General features: G+C 61.1%; 15 protein-coding genes. 9 read left to right on the top strand and 6 right to left on the bottom strand.

Annotated features, from left to right (window positions below; translation table 11 throughout):
• Positions 1 to 41: 41 nt before the first annotated feature.
• The gene (locus tag NKH19_RS15420; protein ID WP_352657912.1) at positions 42 to 605 is read right to left on the bottom strand and encodes a GNAT family N-acetyltransferase; all 564 of its coding nucleotides are present in this window, start codon (positions 603 to 605) and stop codon (positions 42 to 44) included.
• Between the two features lie 5 nt (positions 606 to 610).
• Positions 611 to 1,462, bottom strand: a complete 852-nt coding sequence (gene sseA / locus NKH19_RS15415; RefSeq protein ID WP_352868367.1) for a 3-mercaptopyruvate sulfurtransferase — start codon at positions 1,460 to 1,462, stop codon at positions 611 to 613.
• A gap of 232 nt (positions 1,463 to 1,694) precedes the next feature.
• Between sseA and NKH19_RS15410 the strand changes: the two genes are divergently transcribed.
• The 3 genes from NKH19_RS15410 (at position 1,695) to NKH19_RS15400 (ending at position 3,816) form a co-directional block, all read left to right on the top strand.
• Positions 1,695 to 2,126 (top strand): hypothetical protein, encoded by a 432-nt coding sequence (locus tag NKH19_RS15410; protein ID WP_352868365.1) that lies wholly within the window; start codon positions 1,695 to 1,697, stop codon positions 2,124 to 2,126.
• Between the two features lie 71 nt (positions 2,127 to 2,197).
• Positions 2,198 to 2,992: an alpha/beta fold hydrolase gene (locus tag NKH19_RS15405; protein ID WP_352982346.1), complete on the top strand. Its 795-nt coding sequence runs from the start codon at positions 2,198 to 2,200 to the stop codon at positions 2,990 to 2,992.
• A 35-nt stretch (positions 2,993 to 3,027) separates the two neighbouring features.
• Positions 3,028 to 3,816 carry a Stf0 family sulfotransferase gene (locus NKH19_RS15400; protein WP_352868359.1) on the top strand — a complete coding sequence of 263 codons (789 nt, stop codon included), beginning with the start codon at positions 3,028 to 3,030 and terminating at the stop codon, positions 3,814 to 3,816.
• A gap of 9 nt (positions 3,817 to 3,825) precedes the next feature.
• Here NKH19_RS15400 and NKH19_RS15395 read toward each other — a convergent pair whose 3' ends face one another.
• Positions 3,826 to 5,028, bottom strand: coding sequence for a cytochrome P450 (locus NKH19_RS15395; RefSeq protein ID WP_352868356.1), 1,203 nt, complete (start codon positions 5,026 to 5,028; stop codon positions 3,826 to 3,828).
• A gap of 220 nt (positions 5,029 to 5,248) precedes the next feature.
• Here NKH19_RS15395 and NKH19_RS15390 point away from each other — a divergent pair, with 220 nt between their 5' ends.
• Genes NKH19_RS15390 through NKH19_RS15380 form a run of 3 tightly spaced genes read left to right on the top strand, consistent with a single transcriptional unit; the run spans position 5,249 to position 7,083 of the window.
• Positions 5,249 to 6,175, top strand: coding sequence for an Lpg1974 family pore-forming outer membrane protein (locus tag NKH19_RS15390; RefSeq protein WP_352868354.1), 927 nt, complete (start codon positions 5,249 to 5,251; stop codon positions 6,173 to 6,175).
• Positions 6,176 to 6,226: 51 nt separating this feature from the next.
• Positions 6,227 to 6,961, top strand: a complete 735-nt coding sequence (locus NKH19_RS15385) for an alpha/beta fold hydrolase (RefSeq protein WP_352982343.1) — start codon at positions 6,227 to 6,229, stop codon at positions 6,959 to 6,961.
• Complete coding sequence (locus NKH19_RS15380; RefSeq protein WP_352982341.1) at positions 6,958 to 7,083, top strand: hypothetical protein; 126 nt, start codon at positions 6,958 to 6,960, stop codon at positions 7,081 to 7,083. The genes NKH19_RS15385 and NKH19_RS15380 overlap by 4 nt, the downstream gene beginning before the upstream one ends.
• Positions 7,084 to 7,122: 39 nt before the next feature.
• Here NKH19_RS15380 and NKH19_RS15375 read toward each other — a convergent pair whose 3' ends face one another.
• Positions 7,123 to 7,866 carry an alanyl-tRNA editing protein gene (locus tag NKH19_RS15375; protein WP_352868349.1) on the bottom strand — a complete coding sequence of 248 codons (744 nt, stop codon included), beginning with the start codon at positions 7,864 to 7,866 and terminating at the stop codon, positions 7,123 to 7,125.
• Positions 7,866 to 8,900: a cysteine synthase A gene (locus NKH19_RS15370; protein WP_352868347.1), complete on the bottom strand. Its 1,035-nt coding sequence runs from the start codon at positions 8,898 to 8,900 to the stop codon at positions 7,866 to 7,868. The genes NKH19_RS15375 and NKH19_RS15370 overlap by 1 nt, the downstream gene beginning before the upstream one ends.
• 226 nt (positions 8,901 to 9,126) lie before the next feature.
• On the opposite strand from NKH19_RS15370, the gene NKH19_RS15365 reads away from it, so the two are divergent.
• Entirely contained in the window at positions 9,127 to 9,948 is an 822-nt protein-coding gene (locus NKH19_RS15365) for an SDR family oxidoreductase (protein WP_352868344.1), read from the top strand.
• Between the two features lie 97 nt (positions 9,949 to 10,045).
• Complete coding sequence (locus NKH19_RS15360; RefSeq protein ID WP_352982338.1) at positions 10,046 to 11,020, top strand: alpha/beta hydrolase; 975 nt, start codon at positions 10,046 to 10,048, stop codon at positions 11,018 to 11,020.
• Between the two features lie 102 nt (positions 11,021 to 11,122).
• Here the strand turns inward: NKH19_RS15360 and NKH19_RS15355 are convergent, their stop codons facing one another.
• The gene (locus tag NKH19_RS15355) at positions 11,123 to 12,538 is read right to left on the bottom strand and encodes a DEAD/DEAH box helicase (RefSeq protein WP_352868339.1); all 1,416 of its coding nucleotides are present in this window, start codon (positions 12,536 to 12,538) and stop codon (positions 11,123 to 11,125) included.
• 405 nt (positions 12,539 to 12,943) lie between these two features.
• Here NKH19_RS15355 and NKH19_RS15350 point away from each other — a divergent pair, with 405 nt between their 5' ends.
• On the top strand, positions 12,944 to 14,476 hold the full coding sequence (locus NKH19_RS15350; RefSeq protein ID WP_352868337.1) for an acyl-CoA carboxylase subunit beta: 1,533 nt from the start codon (positions 12,944 to 12,946) through the stop codon (positions 14,474 to 14,476).
• Positions 14,477 to 14,479 lie beyond the last annotated feature (3 nt).

Here is a 14,479-nt window from a genome sequence, read left to right as displayed (position 1 = left end):
CTGAAGCGCCGATGAACGACGGGGGCAGATTCCGGCTGGCATCACGGCCGCATGACGCTGGCCGAGCGTTCGGCGAAAGGCAGCGGATGCACGGTCTCTTTCTTTTGCGCCACAGGTGCAAAGCCGAGCTTCTGATAGAGCGGCAGAGCCGCCGGATGATCGAGCGTGCAGGTCTGCACCGTCACCCGCTTCGGACCATACGACCACGCGGCGGCGATCGCGGAGCCCAGGAACCAGCGGCCGATGCCCTGTCCGGTGGCATGTTCCATCATGCCGAAATAGGCAAGTTCGACTTCTTCCGGCAGATGCGGCTTGAGATCGAAGAAGCCGGCCGGTGCCCCGTCGAGATAGAGCACCCTGATGTCGCGATCCTCGCGGTGGATGCCGGCGGAAAGCTCGTCATCATCCAGTCTCAGCACATTGACCCAGTGCCATTTGCGCCCCACCCGGTCCATCAAATACCGGTAGAAATGCAGCGGAATGTCCTTGGTCTTCAGCAGCGCGACCTGACGGTTATAGGGCACAGGCGGCAAATAGGCCGGCGGCACGTGCATCTCGAGAAATGTCACAGTGACTTCGATGTCTTCCAGCGCGCCGTTTTCCATTGCCGTCATTCCTTGCCGGTCACGACAGGCGTGTCGGAAAGCCCACCCCACTCCGTCCATGAGCCGTCGTAAAGCCTGTTGTCGGTATGGCCAAGCGTTTCCAGCGCCAGCGTTGCCACCGCCGCGGTAATGCCGGAGCCACATGAGGTGACGACGGGTTTCGACAGATCGATACCGGCCTCCTCGATCACCTTGCGCAGGCGGTCCTTCGACAACAGCTCGCCATTTTCCGACAGCGCCGAATAGGGCAGATTGCGTGCGCCAGGCATATGGCCGGAGCGGATACCCGCGCGCGGTTCTGGCTCGGTGCCGGTGAAGCGGCCCGGCCCACGGGCGTCGGCGATCTGGCTTTCCCCGGTGTCGACGATCCGGCGCATGTCGGCGAGGCTGGCGACGCGACCAGCGTCGAAATCGGCATGAAATACGCTTGGCGCGATCTTCGTCGGTTCGGCCGTTACCGGCCGGCCGGCGGCTTTCCAGCCATCAAAGCCGCCGTCCAGAATATAGGTCTGGAAGACGCCCATCACCCGGAACATCCACCATGCCCGAGGCGCGGAGAAGAAACCCGGGCCGTCATAGACGACGATGGTGTCATCGGCCGAAACGCCCATGGCGCCCACATACTGGGCGAAGTGCTGCGGCGACGGCAACATGTGCGGCAGCGGCGAGTCCGGGTCGGAAACGGCATCCTGATCCAGGAACCGCGCGCCCGGAATGTGCGCCGCCTCGTATTCGCCGCGCGCATCGCGCTTTTGCGCCGGGAGATACCAGGACGCATCGATGATCGTCAGACCCGGCTCGCCGAGACGCTGCTGCAGCCAGTCCGCATCGACGGTGAAAGGGCTGTCCTCTGCCATTCTTGTTCTCCTGCTTCGTCTTCGGCCAACATTGAGCCTGCCTTCTTGGCCGACCGCAATCCTTTGGCTGACCTTCGGTTCGGGATCATGTTCGGCTCGACAATCCGGATGTATTGTGAGCGCACGACATGTCTGCCGTGGCAGTGCGTTGATTCCGATTGTTTTCGTGTTTCGTGGCGAGTACGGAGTGATGGTTATGATCTGGGGTGGGCGGGGTCAATAAAATCTCGACATGAGCAATCTCCTGTTTTCCCGTGTTCCCAGCAATCCGGTTTCGCTCGGGCTTGTTTGCAATTTTATTGCGCACTATCCGCCTTTTGACGGTTACGAGTTCGGCTTGATGGTGAAGACGCTGCGCTATCAACTGGACCAGCAGACACACATGATCGGCTCGATTGACGACGCCATCGTCGCTTATGTCGGTTGGATACAGACCAGCCGCGAGATAGCAGAAGCCTGGGCGACGAACGGCGGACCACTCAATCCCCTTCCCGGGGGCGACGCCACCGCGGTGACGGTTCTGGCGACGCGGTCCTCGTCCCACATCCTGCCGATGATCAAGAAGGCCAAGCTCATCAACCTCGACAAGTCGGTATTCTGGAAACGCGACTTCATCGACAACCGCGGCTCGGTCAAGCGTGCCGTCCGCAAGCGCGACGTCTGATGGATTCGGCCGACTCCGCCGAGGCGCTGACGCAAGAAATCCTCATCCGGCTGGATGATCGCTACGCCGCGATGTTCGTGCGCATCTGGCGGCCGGCCGGCACGTCGCGCGCAACGGTCTTCTGCCTGCACGGCTTCACCGGCAATGGTGCCGACTTTGACTACCTTGCCACATTCCTGTGCCGCAATGGCTTCCTGGTGATCTGCCCAGACCTGTTGGGACGCGGGCGCAGCGCCTATCTGGGTTCAGGATACGATATCAACGTCTACTCCAAATGCCTGCGTGCGCTTGGCGAGTTCGCCGGGACGGAGAACCACTTCATCGGCACTTCGTGGGGTGGCACGATCTTGCTGTTGTTCCTGTATATGACTCGTTCCAAGGCCGCGAAAATCGTTCTCAACGACGTGCCAATGCTCGGCGGGCCGAAGGTCGACGCGATGAGAAGCGGAGTCACGAAGGAAAGTGCGCTCAAGTTCGAGACCCGCGCAGCGGCGAAGGAGTATCTGGGCGCCTCCAGAGCCGTCATGGGGTCGGTCGAGGAAACGGTCTTCAACCGCTATGTCGAGAACAGAATCGCCGCCAGCCCGGATGGCTTCCGACTTGCCTATGACCCGGCCACGACCGGAAACTTCGACGCCATGACCGGGCGCGATTACGATCTGTTCCCAATCGCAGCCAAGATCGATGCCCGCATCCTCATGATGTACGGCCGCGGCAGCCAAGTCATCGACCGGCAGGCCATCGACCGCACGCGAAAGGCACGGCCCGATCTGTGGCTTGCCGACAATATCGATGCGGGCGATCCGCCGTCGCTGATGACGCTGGACCAGGCCCTGCTCATCCTGGGTTTCCTGTCTGCTGTCTGAAACTGGATTTGTCGTGGCGGGGTTGGTTTCGGAAAATGCATTTCGACGATTTATACAGTGAATATATCGCCGCGACTTATGATCGCCAAAGCTCGGCTGAAAATCCCGCCAAGATCCTGATTTGCACGACTCCGCGAACCGCCGGGCATTCCTATTGCCAGGTCTTGCAGCAGTTCGGCCTTGGAATACCCACCGAATATTTTCAGTGGCAATATGCCTTGCCGTTGATGAGACGATGGTCGGCCGACGACACCATTGACCTCGAAAAACTCAATGAGCAGGCGCCGGTCTTCGGTCGGCATCTCCTGAAGAAGAGGACTGAAAACGGCGTATTCGGCGCCAAGATCTTTTTTGAAAACCTGCCATTCGCGCGCAGTTCGATCGGCGATGACGACGGTAACTCGTTCTACGTGTTCCTCTCCAGGAGAAACAAGGTAGAGCAGACCATAAGCCTGCTCTCGATGCTCCATACAGGCCAGCCCTTCGACAGTCAGGAGACACTGCCTGGGATTCCCACGGTGACAATTTTGAGCGAGAGGGTTGTCCGAGATACCGCGCAGTACATTTTCGACAGCGAGATCAGGTGGAAAAATTACCTGAACAGCATTGATCGCCAGAGAGTGGCTGATGTTTGCTACGAAGACTTTGTCGCGAACCAGCAGGAAAACGTATCCGTCACAATGAGCAATTGGTTCCCGGACTTCGAGCTGAAGTCAAAGGCCATATCGACAAGCAAGCGCTATGCGCATGATGTCGAGTTCAAGACCATGGTCGGAAGGCAATTCGGGGACTACATCCGGCGGTTTTGGCGAGAACGCGCCTGACGTTGCGCTTCATCGACGCGAAACACTGACCGAAGACCCCTCCGCCGGGCGTAATGCCAGCGCATAGTCGAACCGGATCACATCGTCGGCCCGACTGAAGGCGAACTGGCGTACCACGGCGAGAATAGCCTCCTTTACTTCCAGCCGGCCAAGACGGGCGCCACCGCACATGCGCGGTCCGGTGAGGAACGGAATAAAAGCCCGTCGGTCGAAGCTGTTCTCGATGAATTCCTTCCTGCTTGCGTCGAACGTGCGCGGGTTTTCCCAGAAGGCTGGATGCTGGTGCACGCCGATGATCGATACCATGATCAGCTGCCCGGCGCGCAGGTCGCGGCCGTCAAGAACGGTATCGGCGCCGACTTCTCGGGTCAGAAACGGTATCGGAGGGAAATAACGCATCGTCTCATTGATGATGCAATCGGTATACGGCGTGAGCACCTCGCCCGAGAGTATCTCGGCATGGATGCGCTCCTGCACCTGCTGATTGGCCCCCAGCCGGTCGATGACCCAAAGTGCCGTCGTCACTGTTGTCTCGACGCCGGCGAAGAAATTCATGACGAACTCCTCGACCGGCGAAAAGCCTTCAACGTCGTGGGCCTCGCTTCTGAAGCGGTCCATCTCGGCCGCCGCCCGTGGGTCCGCCATCAGCCGCGATCCGAAATCGGCGATCACTGCACGGGCGTCCTTGATCGCATTCGCGCGTTCGGCGGTCGTCGGCGACACCCAGGAATAAAATTGGAGACGCCTCAGCACCTCGCGCACCCTGTCGAGCAACACGAGTGTCGCCGCCATATCGGGAACAAGGCCGAAAGCCCGGTAAAATATCGTCATTGACGCAGCAAACAGGGCTTGCTGAATCGCGGGCAGCGTCGCCTCGCTCCCGGAAAGACTGGTGGCATAGATTTCCGCCACGGGATGCTGCTGCGCCGACCTGGCGGCTGCCAAATAGATATCCTGGGTAATGGCGCGCCGGACGGACCAGTCTTCATCATTGGTGTTGAAGCGGCTGAATCCGAGCGCCGAGATCAGAGAGAAGTTCTTTCGGAAAAGCTCCGGCGCCTTGACGATTACGTCGACGGCCTCGGGATTGTCGAAGACAGTCACATTGCCGAGGTCACGGGCCTTTCCATTAGGCCCCACCTGCCCGCTTTGGGCAAAAAGCGCGTAGACGAGATTGTTTAGAACGCTTTCGATTTGCGCCTGATTGTCCATCAATGCCCCCAAGCAGCCATGAACGCCACAGGCATCGCGCTGACGTCTCGACCAGAAAACCCAGCTCTATCATATTTGATTCGCAGGGATAAAAAGCCCTCTGTGGCAAACGCGTAACACTGCCCGACCTAATTATTTGACCAGCTATGACGCCAGATGCCGCTACGGTAATGTGCGGGTGGGCTAAAGCGAATTTATTTTGATTCCAGGCGGGGAAAAAATGCGAAATCATGTTTCAGGCAAGCTTCTTGCCACGGTTGCGGCGTCTGCCGCCTCGGTGACCTCGATCGGCGTGGTTGCAGCCCATGCGGCTGATGCACAGGTTACCGACCAGGCCGTGGTCGATTCCCGCATCAAGATCGCGTTTGAAGGCGCGGTCTATCAGTCCAATGTCGACAAGGTCGGCGACACCAGCGACAAGCTGGGCAGCGGCAGTGACTTTGGCGATCTCTATGGGTCGGTAGCGCTGACCAAACAGATTTCTCCGGATGTCGACTGGCGCATCGCCGGCGCTTTTCACGCCGGACAGGATAATGACTTCAATGTGGACGCGACGGTACCCGGTGGTGTTGTCGGTCTATCGTTCGGCAACAGCTACAATTTTCAAACGCTGGATTTTGATGTCGGCAAACACGTCCAAGTGCAGAGCGCCGACATTCGCTTCTTCGGCGGCGTGCGCTTGCTGCACTCCAAGGAGGAATTGAATTTCAACGTGAGCGCAACGCCGGATGATCCAACCGACAAGGGCGGCAATGTCGACAAGCTCGGCTCATCGGAATTCTATGGCATTGGTCCGCGCCTCGGCGCCGAAGTCTATTATCCGCTCAGCGAGACATGGGGGCTCACCGGAGCGGTTTCCGGCTCGGCCATGTGGGGCCGCCGGACGGACAAGATCAGCTTCCACGTACATGAGGACGATCCGAGCGATCCTACGCCCGATCCAGATGTCGACGTCAGCGAAAGCGAGCATTCCAGCGAGGTCGTGACGAATGTCGACCTTTCCGGCGGCGTGACCTTCAAGCCGTGGGAGAACACCACGTTCACCGCTGGTTATCGAGTTGAGCAGTGGCACAATCTTCTTCTTCTCTCCGACAAGAGCACCCAGACGTTCCACGGGCCGTTCCTGCGCCTCGAAGTCAAGATGTAGCCCAGCGGTTCGGGCTATCGAACTCGGACTGCAGCGTCGAATGGATTGCAATTGACTGAACTGGACGTGGTGTTTGAATCCAAGGTTGCGGTAAACGGCAACGTCAAACTGCACTACACGGCGGCGGGCTCTGGCCCGCCGATTGTGTTTTTGCACGGTTTTCCGGATCACGGGATGGGATGGCGACGACAGCTGCAGGCGCTTTGCGGGCGTTATCGCGTGATCGCGCCGGACCTGCGGGGCTTCGGACAAAGCGATGCGCCGCAAGGATACGGCAACTATGTGTTGGCAAACCTGGTCAACGACGTGCTGGCCGTTCTCGCAGCCGAAAAGCTAACCCAGGCCGCGATTGTCGGCCACGACTGGGGCGCCATTATCGCCTGGTGGCTGGCCATACGCGTGCCGCAGGTCGTGCGCCATCTCATTTTGTTGTCTACGCCGCACCCGCGCAATCATCTGCGCGCTATCGCCGATCCGGCCAATGCCGAGATCACGGAATATATACGTCGCTTCCAGGTGCCGGGCGCAGCCCAGATGCTGGATATCGACGAACTCACAGCCTGGGTGGCCGATCCGCAGGACAGGCAGGCCCTAGTCGACTCGCTCAGGCGATCCGATCCCGAGGCGATGCTCGGCTATTACAGAGCCAACATACCGCTTGGTAAGGTGACCGATGTCGGACCACTGCCTCTCGTCAAGGCGCCGACCCTTGTGCTGTTCGGCACCGACGATCCCTATGTTCCGGTAAACGCTTTCGATGCACGTTCCGCGAGGTCGACAACGTGACCGCACTGGTGGCGTTGCCAGGCGCCGGCCACTTCATTCACCACCAGGCGGCCAGGTTCGTCACCGAGCAGATCGAAGCGTGGGTGGAGCGCCCGCCTTCCAGCTTCCGCCACTTTGGTTAGGTGCGTCGCGAGAGCACGAAACGGTCGAATGTAGCTTGCCTAGCTTGCCGGCATCGGGCCAAAACGTATGCGGAAGCGCCGGTTTTCGCGGCCTTTCTTCTCGATCTTGCCGATGTGGATTTCACCGACTTCGCCGGTGCTCTTCACATGGGTGCCGCCGCAGGGCTGGCTGTCCACCGAAGCGTTGTCGCCGATACAGACCAGGCGGATATTGCCGGTGCCGACCGGGGGCCGGACGTTCTTGGATTTCACCAGGCCGGGGTTGGCGGCCAGTTCCTCGTCGCTGATCAATCTGGTGAAGATGGGGTGGTCGGCCCGCACCAGGTCCATCAGGCTCGCCGTGACGTCATCCCTGGAGAAGCTGGCATCCGGCATGTCGAAATCGACGCGGCTGTCGTCCTCGGAAACCGCGGCACCCGTGATCGGAAATGGACAGACGACGGTGAGCAGATGGCAGGCGGCATGCATGCGCATCAACAGATGCCGCCGCTCCCAGTCGATCGCCAGCCTCACTGTCTCACCGATCCGTGGCGCCGCCTGTTCCGGCGCCGGCACATGGATGATCTCGTCCTTGGTCTCGCCGGTAATGGTGGCGGCAATGGCGATGCGGCTGCCGTCGCCGCGCTCGAGATGACCCATATCGCCCGGTTGACCGCCCGACGTGGCGTAGAAGATCGTCCGATCGAGAATGATGGCGCCGCGGTCGTTGATGGCAACGACCGTCGCGTCCGCCGTGCGCAGATAGGCGTCGTCGCGAAACAGCGCATGTGTCTTGTGCGGCATCACGCGACCTTTTCGAACGGCACCGAAATCTTGCTCTTCAGCTCCATCCAGCCTGGCACCGGCAGCTGCTTCCCGCGCAAGAATTCCGGATTGAACAGCTTCGACTGATAGCGTGTGCCGTAGTCGCAAAGAATGGTCACGATGGTGTGGCCGGGGCCCAATTCCCGAGCCAGACGGATCGCGCCGGCAATGTTGATGCCGGTCGAGCCGCCGACGCAAAGGCCTTCTTCCTGGATGAGGTCGAAGACGATCGGCAGCGCATCCTCGTCGGGGATCTGGAATGAAAAATCCGGCGTGAAGCCTTCGAGATTGGCGGTGATGCGCCCTTGCCCGATGCCTTCGGTGATCGAGCTGCCTTCGGACTTCAGCTCGCCGCTGGTGTAGAAGGAGTAGAGCGAAGCTCCCAGCGGATCGGCGAGCGCGATCTTTACATCCTTGCTTTTCGCCTTCAGCCCGAAGGCGACGCCGGCCAGCGTTCCGCCCGAACCAACCGCCGAGACAAAGCCGTCGACCTTGCCACCGGTCTGGTTCCAGATCTCCTCCGCCGTGGTACGGATATGGCCGTCGCGGTTGGCGACATTGTCGAACTGATTGGCCCAAATGGCGCCGTTCGGCTCCGTGCCCGCCATCTGCTCGGCCAGCCGGCCCGATAGTTTCACGTAATTGTTGGGGTTCTTGTAAGGCACCGCGGGCACCTCGATCAGTTCGGCGCCGAGCAGTTTGATCGTGTCCTTCTTTTCCTGGCTCTGCGTGTCCGGAATGACGATGACGGTGCGGTAGCCGAGCGCCTTGGCGACCAGCGTCAATCCGATGCCGGTGTTGCCTGCCGTTCCCTCGACGATCACACCGCCGGGCTTCAGCAGCCCGCGCTGCTCGGCGTCACGGATGATGAACAGGCCCGCGCGATCCTTGACCGATTGGCCCGGATTCATGAATTCGGCCTTGCCCAGGATCTCGCAGCCGGTTTGCTCAGAAGCTTTGTTGAGGCGGATCAGAGGCGTGTTGCCGATCGCGTCGATCACAGAACGGGGCATTCAGGATTCCTTGTGTAGGTGCGCCGAACCCTAGAAACCCGAAGCTTCGGTTTCAAGGCAAGAATTTGTCTGGTCCAGTCGCATTTGCGGTACTGTTGTTGCACCAACGCTTCCCGAGACCGCTCTCTTACGCCACTGTTCATTTTCCAGCTGAGGTTGAAAAGCAGCTTTTCATTCGATTTCTTCATCGCTAGAGCAAAGCACCAACAAGTCGACAGGGCGCAGCATGACACTCTACCGGGCCAACCCGAAGCACGGCGTCGCCTGGATCACGGGCGGCAGCAGCGGCATCGGCCGTTCGCTGGCCAGAGATCTTGCATCCCAGGGCTATGCCGTGGCGGTGACGGCGCTTGACGACGATCCGATCGACACGCTTGTCGTCGAGACCGCGCAGATGCCGGGCAGTGTCACGGCCTTTCCCTGCGACGTCACCGACGAACCGCGCATGACAAGAACCGTCGCCGCGATCGAGAAGGAACTCGGTCCCATCGTGCTCGCCATCTTCAATGCTGGAAACTACATTTCGACGCCGGGTGAAAATCTCGTCGTCAACGACTTTCGCCGGTCCTTCGAGGTCAACTATTTCGGCATCATCAATGGCCTGGTGCCCGTCATGGAACGCATGCGCGTGCGGGCGCGCGGCCATGTCGTGCTGGTCGGCTCCGTCACGTCCTATTTCGGCTGGCCGACAACGGCCGCCTATGGCGGCACCAAGGCGGCAATCAATATCCTGGCCGAGTCGCTGAAGTATGATTTCGACAAGATGAACGTGCGCATCCAGGTGTTCAATCCGGGCTTCATCGACACCCCGCTGACCGAGAAGAACATGCTGCCGATGCCGGGACTGATGCCGGTCAGCCGCGCGTCGCGCCGCATGGCGCGGGGCATCAAGTCCGGCGGTTTCGAAGTCACCTTCCCGCGCCGAACAAGCTGGCCCCTGAAACTGCTCAGCGTCCTGCCGAGGCCGCTGTGCAGAGGATTTATCAGCCTGATGACCAACTGGAAGGCGCGGCCGCTGCATTACGACCGCAAGCCGCCAATCGAATAGGGTCGCTGGCGAAGTTGGCGGGCGCCCCGCTTCGGGCCGCCGTTTGCCTGCGGTGGCCGCCGCCATAGGTTGAGAGATTGTTTGCGTGGAGTCTGCGATGGGGCGACGGATCGTGCTTGCTGTGCTAGGTTTTGTCGCCATCCTCGCACTGGCCATCGTGCTCGGCCCACGCGTCCCCGTCGACACCACGATCCGCTTCGATCCCTCGGTCATCGGCGACGATCCGCAGGCCTATGTGGCAAAGGTCGAAGCCGCCATTCCCGGAATCCGCGACGGGCTGGAGAAGGAGATCGTCTGGGCCAACCCGATGCTGCATGCCAGGACGCCGCTGGCGATCGTCTACATCCACGGCTTTTCCGCATCGAAAGGCGAGGTCCGCCCGCTGCCGGACGAAGTGGCCGACCAACTCGATGCCAATCTCTTCTACACCCGTCTTACCGGTCACGGGCAGGACGGCGCGGCGATGACGCAAGGCAGCATCAATGCCTGGATCAACGACTATGTGGAGGCGCTCGCCATTGGCCGGGCGATCGGCGACAAGGTGATCGTCATCTCGACTTCGACCGGCGGCTCGCTGGTCACATGGGCGGCAACGCAGCCGGGCGCATCGGACGGGGTGGCGGCGATCGCGTTCATCTCGCCGAATTTCGGCGTGAAGGCTTCGGGTGCCGAAATCCTGACCGTGCCATGGGGAAAACAGATCGCCAGGCTGGTTGCGGGCAAGGAACACATCTTCGTGCCGCGCAACGCGCTGCATGAAAAATTCTGGACCTACCGCTACCCGATCGAAGCGACCTTGCCGATGCAGGCGCTGACCGACCTTGCCTATGGCGCCCCGGTGGAGAAGGCGACCATCCCTGCTTTGTTCATCTTCTCGGATTCGGACAAAGTGGTGCGGCCCGACCGCACCCGCGAGATCGCCGGGCGCTGGGGCGCGCCGCATGAACTGGTTCCTGTCGACGACACCGGCGACCCGGACAACCACGTCATCGCCGGCGACGCGCTGTCGCCATCGACCACGGCCTTTCTGGCGCAAAGGATTGCCGTCTGGGTCGAGGCGGTGGTCAAGTAAGCGGATGAAAAAAGGGGCGACCGAAGCTTTGCTTCAGCCGCCCTTTTTGTCGGTCCCGGCAATCAGCCAGCCTGAGCCTGACTGATTGCGATACGGTCTGGCTTACGCAGCCCGCGCCGCCGGACGCTTGCCGCCGAAGCGGCGCTTATTGTTGCCTTTAAAGGCTGGCTTGGCGCCTTCCGGCTTGCGCTCGCCGGCGAAGGCCGGCTTGTCGCCGAAGCGCTTCTTGCCAAAACCGTTGCCTTTGTTCTCGCCACCGGGCCGCCTGCCGTCGCGACGACCATTGCGGTCATTGGCCGGTTCGAAGCGCTCGTTCTTTTCAGCCGGATTGCGCTGCGGATCGGGGCTGCCGAGATGGTCGGCAACGATCGGCAGCTTGGTGCGGATGATGCGCTCGACCTGGCGCAGCTTGCTGTTCTCAGAGGGATCGCAAAGCGTAATGGCGATGCCGTCCATGCCATTGCGGCCGGTGCGGCCGATGCGGTGGACATAGCTCTCCGCTTCGTCCGGCAGGTCGAAATTCACGACATGGCTGATGCCGGGGACGTCGATGCCACGCGCGGCAATGTCGGTCGCCACCAGAATGCGCACCGAACCCTCGCGGAAATCGTTCAGCGCCTTCTGGCGGGCGTTCTGCGACTTGTTGCCGTGGATGACGGCGGCCTTGAAGCCGTCGCGCTCGAGGTCCTTGGTCACCCTGTCGGCACCATGCTTGGTGCGCGAAAAGATGATGACGGACTTCATCGCTTCGTCGGCGAGCATCGTCGACAGCACCTGGCGCTTCTGCTTGGTGCGGGCAAAGACGACGCCTTGCACGATCTCGGCCGCTGCCGTGCTTTGCGGCGCGACTTCGACGCGAATCGGGTTCTTCAGCAGGCCCTTCGCCAGTTCGGCGATCTCATTGGGCATGGTCGCCGAGAACAGCACCGTCTGACGATCGGGCGCGGTCGCCTTGGCGATGCGCTTGACGTCATTGATGAAGCCCATGTCGAGCATGCGGTCGCCCTCGTCGAGCACCAGCCATTTGGTGTCGGCAAGCACGAGGTCGCCTTCACGCACAAGATCGGTCAATCGGCCGGGCGTTGCGATCAGGATGTCGACGCCGGGCGCAACCTTCTTCACCTGGCTGAAGCGCGAGACGCCGCCGAGCACGAGCGCGGTCGAGACATGCGCGCCCTTGGCGAGGATCTTGATGGTGTCCTCGATCTGCACGGCGAGTTCGCGCGTCGGCGCCAGAATCAGCGCACGCGCCGTCTTGGCGCGCCGCTTGGTGCCGAGAGCGATGATCTTCGACAGGATCGGCAGCGCGAAGGCCGCGGTCTTGCCGGACCCCGTCTGGGCGATGCCGAAAATGTCACGGCCTTCCATCTGCGGCGGGATCGCCTGTGCCTGGATAGGCTTCGGTTCGGTGAAACCGGCGTTATGGGTGGCCTTGAGCAGCGCGCCCGTAATACCCAGTGCGGCGAAACCGGTAAGTTCCGCGGTGTTGCTACCGGGCAAAGTGTTTTCGTTTGTCAAAATAATCTTCTTTCACGCGGCTTCGGCCGCAAACATCGATGGCGGCAGGGCGCAACCTGCCGTCGAACAAATTGTCATGGAACGACAAGGCGGCGGACGTTTCCGTCCGCGCGGCTGCGCTGTCGTGCCCGCGGGCATCATGCCACGGGGCTTTTTCGCCGCTTTGTGATGTACCGGAAAGAGGGGCCGATATACCGGAAAGAGGGAAAACAGACGCAACCAGTCTCATTCGTCGAGAAGGCCGGAGTGTCCCGGCCCAAGCGCCTATGTCGCCGCATATGGCCCAGTTCGCCGCCAAATGCAAGGGGCGTCATGCTGCAGCGCAACAAAGACGGGCGTAAGCGGCGCTTGCGCTCGCCTGCAGGCACGATTACCACGAAATGCCGCTGGCCTGGGAGGTAATCGATGAAGGACGTGCTGAAGGAACTCGAGCGCCGGCGCGAGATCGCCCGCATGGGTGGTGGCCAGGCGCGCATCGATGCGCAGCACAAGAAGGGCAAGCTTACCGCGCGCGAACGCATCGAAGTGTTTCTCGACGAGGGCTCGTTCGAGGAATTCGACATGTATGTCGAGCACCGCTCGACCGATTTCGGCATGGAGAAGACCAAGATCGCCGGCGACGGCGTGGTCACCGGCTGGGGCACGGTCAACGGCCGTCCGGTCTACCTCTTCGCCAAGGATTTCACCGTGTTCGGCGGCTCGCTGTCGGAGGCTCACGCCGAGAAAGTCATCAAGGTGCAGGAGATGGCGCTGCGCAATCGTGCGCCGATCGTCGGGCTTTATGATGCCGGCGGCGCGCGCATCCAGGAAGGCGTGGCCGCGCTCGGCGGTTATGCCGAGATCTTTCAGCGCAACGTGCTGGCGTCCGGCGTCATTCCGCAGATCTCGGTGATCATGGGGCCTTGCGCCGGCGGCGACGTCTATTCGCCTGCCATGACCGACTTCATCTTCATGGTGCGCGACACCTCCTACATGTTCGTCACCGGGCCGGATGTGGTGAAAACCGTCACCAACGAGACCGTGACCGCCGAGAGCCTCGGCGGCGCTTCCGTCCATACGACGAAATCCTCCATCGCAGACGGCGCCTATGATAATGACGTCGAAGCGCTGCTGCAGATGCGCCGGCTGGTCGACCTGCTGCCGGCTTCCAACACTTCAGAGCTTCCCGAGATCGAATGCTACCAGTCGGTCACCGACCATGATTTGTCGCTCGACCGGCTCATCCCCGACAACGCCAACAAGCCCTATGACATCAAGGAGTTGATCCTGAAAGTCGCCGACGAAGGCGACTTCTTCGAGATCCAGCAGAATTTTGCGAAAAACATCGTCACCGGGTTCGGGCGCGTCGAGGGCCGGACGGTCGGCTTCGTCGCCAACCAGCCGATGGTGCTGGCCGGCGTGCTCGATTCCGACGCCAGCCGTAAGGCGGCGCGTTTCGTGCGCTTCTGCGACTGCTTTTCGATCCCGATCGTCACCTTCGTCGATGTTCCCGGCTTCCTGCCCGGCACGGCGCAGGAATATGGCGGGCTGATCAAGCATGGCGCCAAACTGCTGTTTGCCTATGCCGAGGCCACCGTGCCGAAGATCACCGTCATCACCCGCAAGGCCTATGGCGGCGCCTATGACGTGATGGCGTCAAAGCATCTGCGCGGCGACATGAACTATGCCTGGCCGACGGCGCAGATCGCGGTGATGGGCGCACGGGGCGCGGTCGAGATCATCTACCGCAAGGACATTGGCGACGCCGAAAAGATCGCAGCCCATACAAAGGCTTACGAGGATCGCTTCCTGTCGCCCTTCGTCGCCGCCGAGCGTGGCTATGTCGACGAGGTGATCATGCCGCACTCGACCCGCCGCCGTATTGCGCGGGCGCTCAGGATGCTGCGCAACAAGGACATGCAGAACCCCTGGAAGAAGCACGACAACATCCCGCTGTGAGGC

It is taken from the genome of Mesorhizobium sp. M1338 (assembly GCF_040318045.1).
In the GTDB taxonomy this organism is placed as follows: domain Bacteria; phylum Pseudomonadota; class Alphaproteobacteria; order Rhizobiales; family Rhizobiaceae; genus Mesorhizobium.
The sequence above is the reverse complement of the archived record's forward strand: the minus strand, read 5'-3'. Positions and strand labels throughout refer to the sequence as shown.

What these genes read in the sequence shown, in the direction of transcription:
- NKH19_RS15420 (WP_352657912.1), bottom strand. Translation starts at nt 605, where the DNA reads ATGGAAAACGGCGCGCTGGAAGACATCGAAGTCACTGTGACATTTCTC.
- sseA (WP_352868367.1), bottom strand. Translation starts at nt 1,462, where the DNA reads ATGGCAGAGGACAGCCCTTTCACCGTCGATGCGGACTGGCTGCAGCAG.
- NKH19_RS15410 (WP_352868365.1), top strand. Translation starts at nt 1,695, where the DNA reads ATGAGCAATCTCCTGTTTTCCCGTGTTCCCAGCAATCCGGTTTCGCTC.
- NKH19_RS15405 (WP_352982346.1), top strand. Translation starts at nt 2,198, where the DNA reads ATGTTCGTGCGCATCTGGCGGCCGGCCGGCACGTCGCGCGCAACGGTC.
- NKH19_RS15400 (WP_352868359.1), top strand. Translation starts at nt 3,028, where the DNA reads ATGCATTTCGACGATTTATACAGTGAATATATCGCCGCGACTTATGAT.
- NKH19_RS15395 (WP_352868356.1), bottom strand. Translation starts at nt 5,028, where the DNA reads ATGGACAATCAGGCGCAAATCGAAAGCGTTCTAAACAATCTCGTCTAC.
- NKH19_RS15390 (WP_352868354.1), top strand. Translation starts at nt 5,249, where the DNA reads ATGCGAAATCATGTTTCAGGCAAGCTTCTTGCCACGGTTGCGGCGTCT.
- NKH19_RS15375 (WP_352868349.1), bottom strand. Translation starts at nt 7,866, where the DNA reads ATGCCGCACAAGACACATGCGCTGTTTCGCGACGACGCCTATCTGCGC.
- NKH19_RS15370 (WP_352868347.1), bottom strand. Translation starts at nt 8,900, where the DNA reads ATGCCCCGTTCTGTGATCGACGCGATCGGCAACACGCCTCTGATCCGC.
- NKH19_RS15365 (WP_352868344.1), top strand. Translation starts at nt 9,127, where the DNA reads ATGACACTCTACCGGGCCAACCCGAAGCACGGCGTCGCCTGGATCACG.
- NKH19_RS15360 (WP_352982338.1), top strand. Translation starts at nt 10,046, where the DNA reads ATGGGGCGACGGATCGTGCTTGCTGTGCTAGGTTTTGTCGCCATCCTC.
- NKH19_RS15350 (WP_352868337.1), top strand. Translation starts at nt 12,944, where the DNA reads ATGAAGGACGTGCTGAAGGAACTCGAGCGCCGGCGCGAGATCGCCCGC.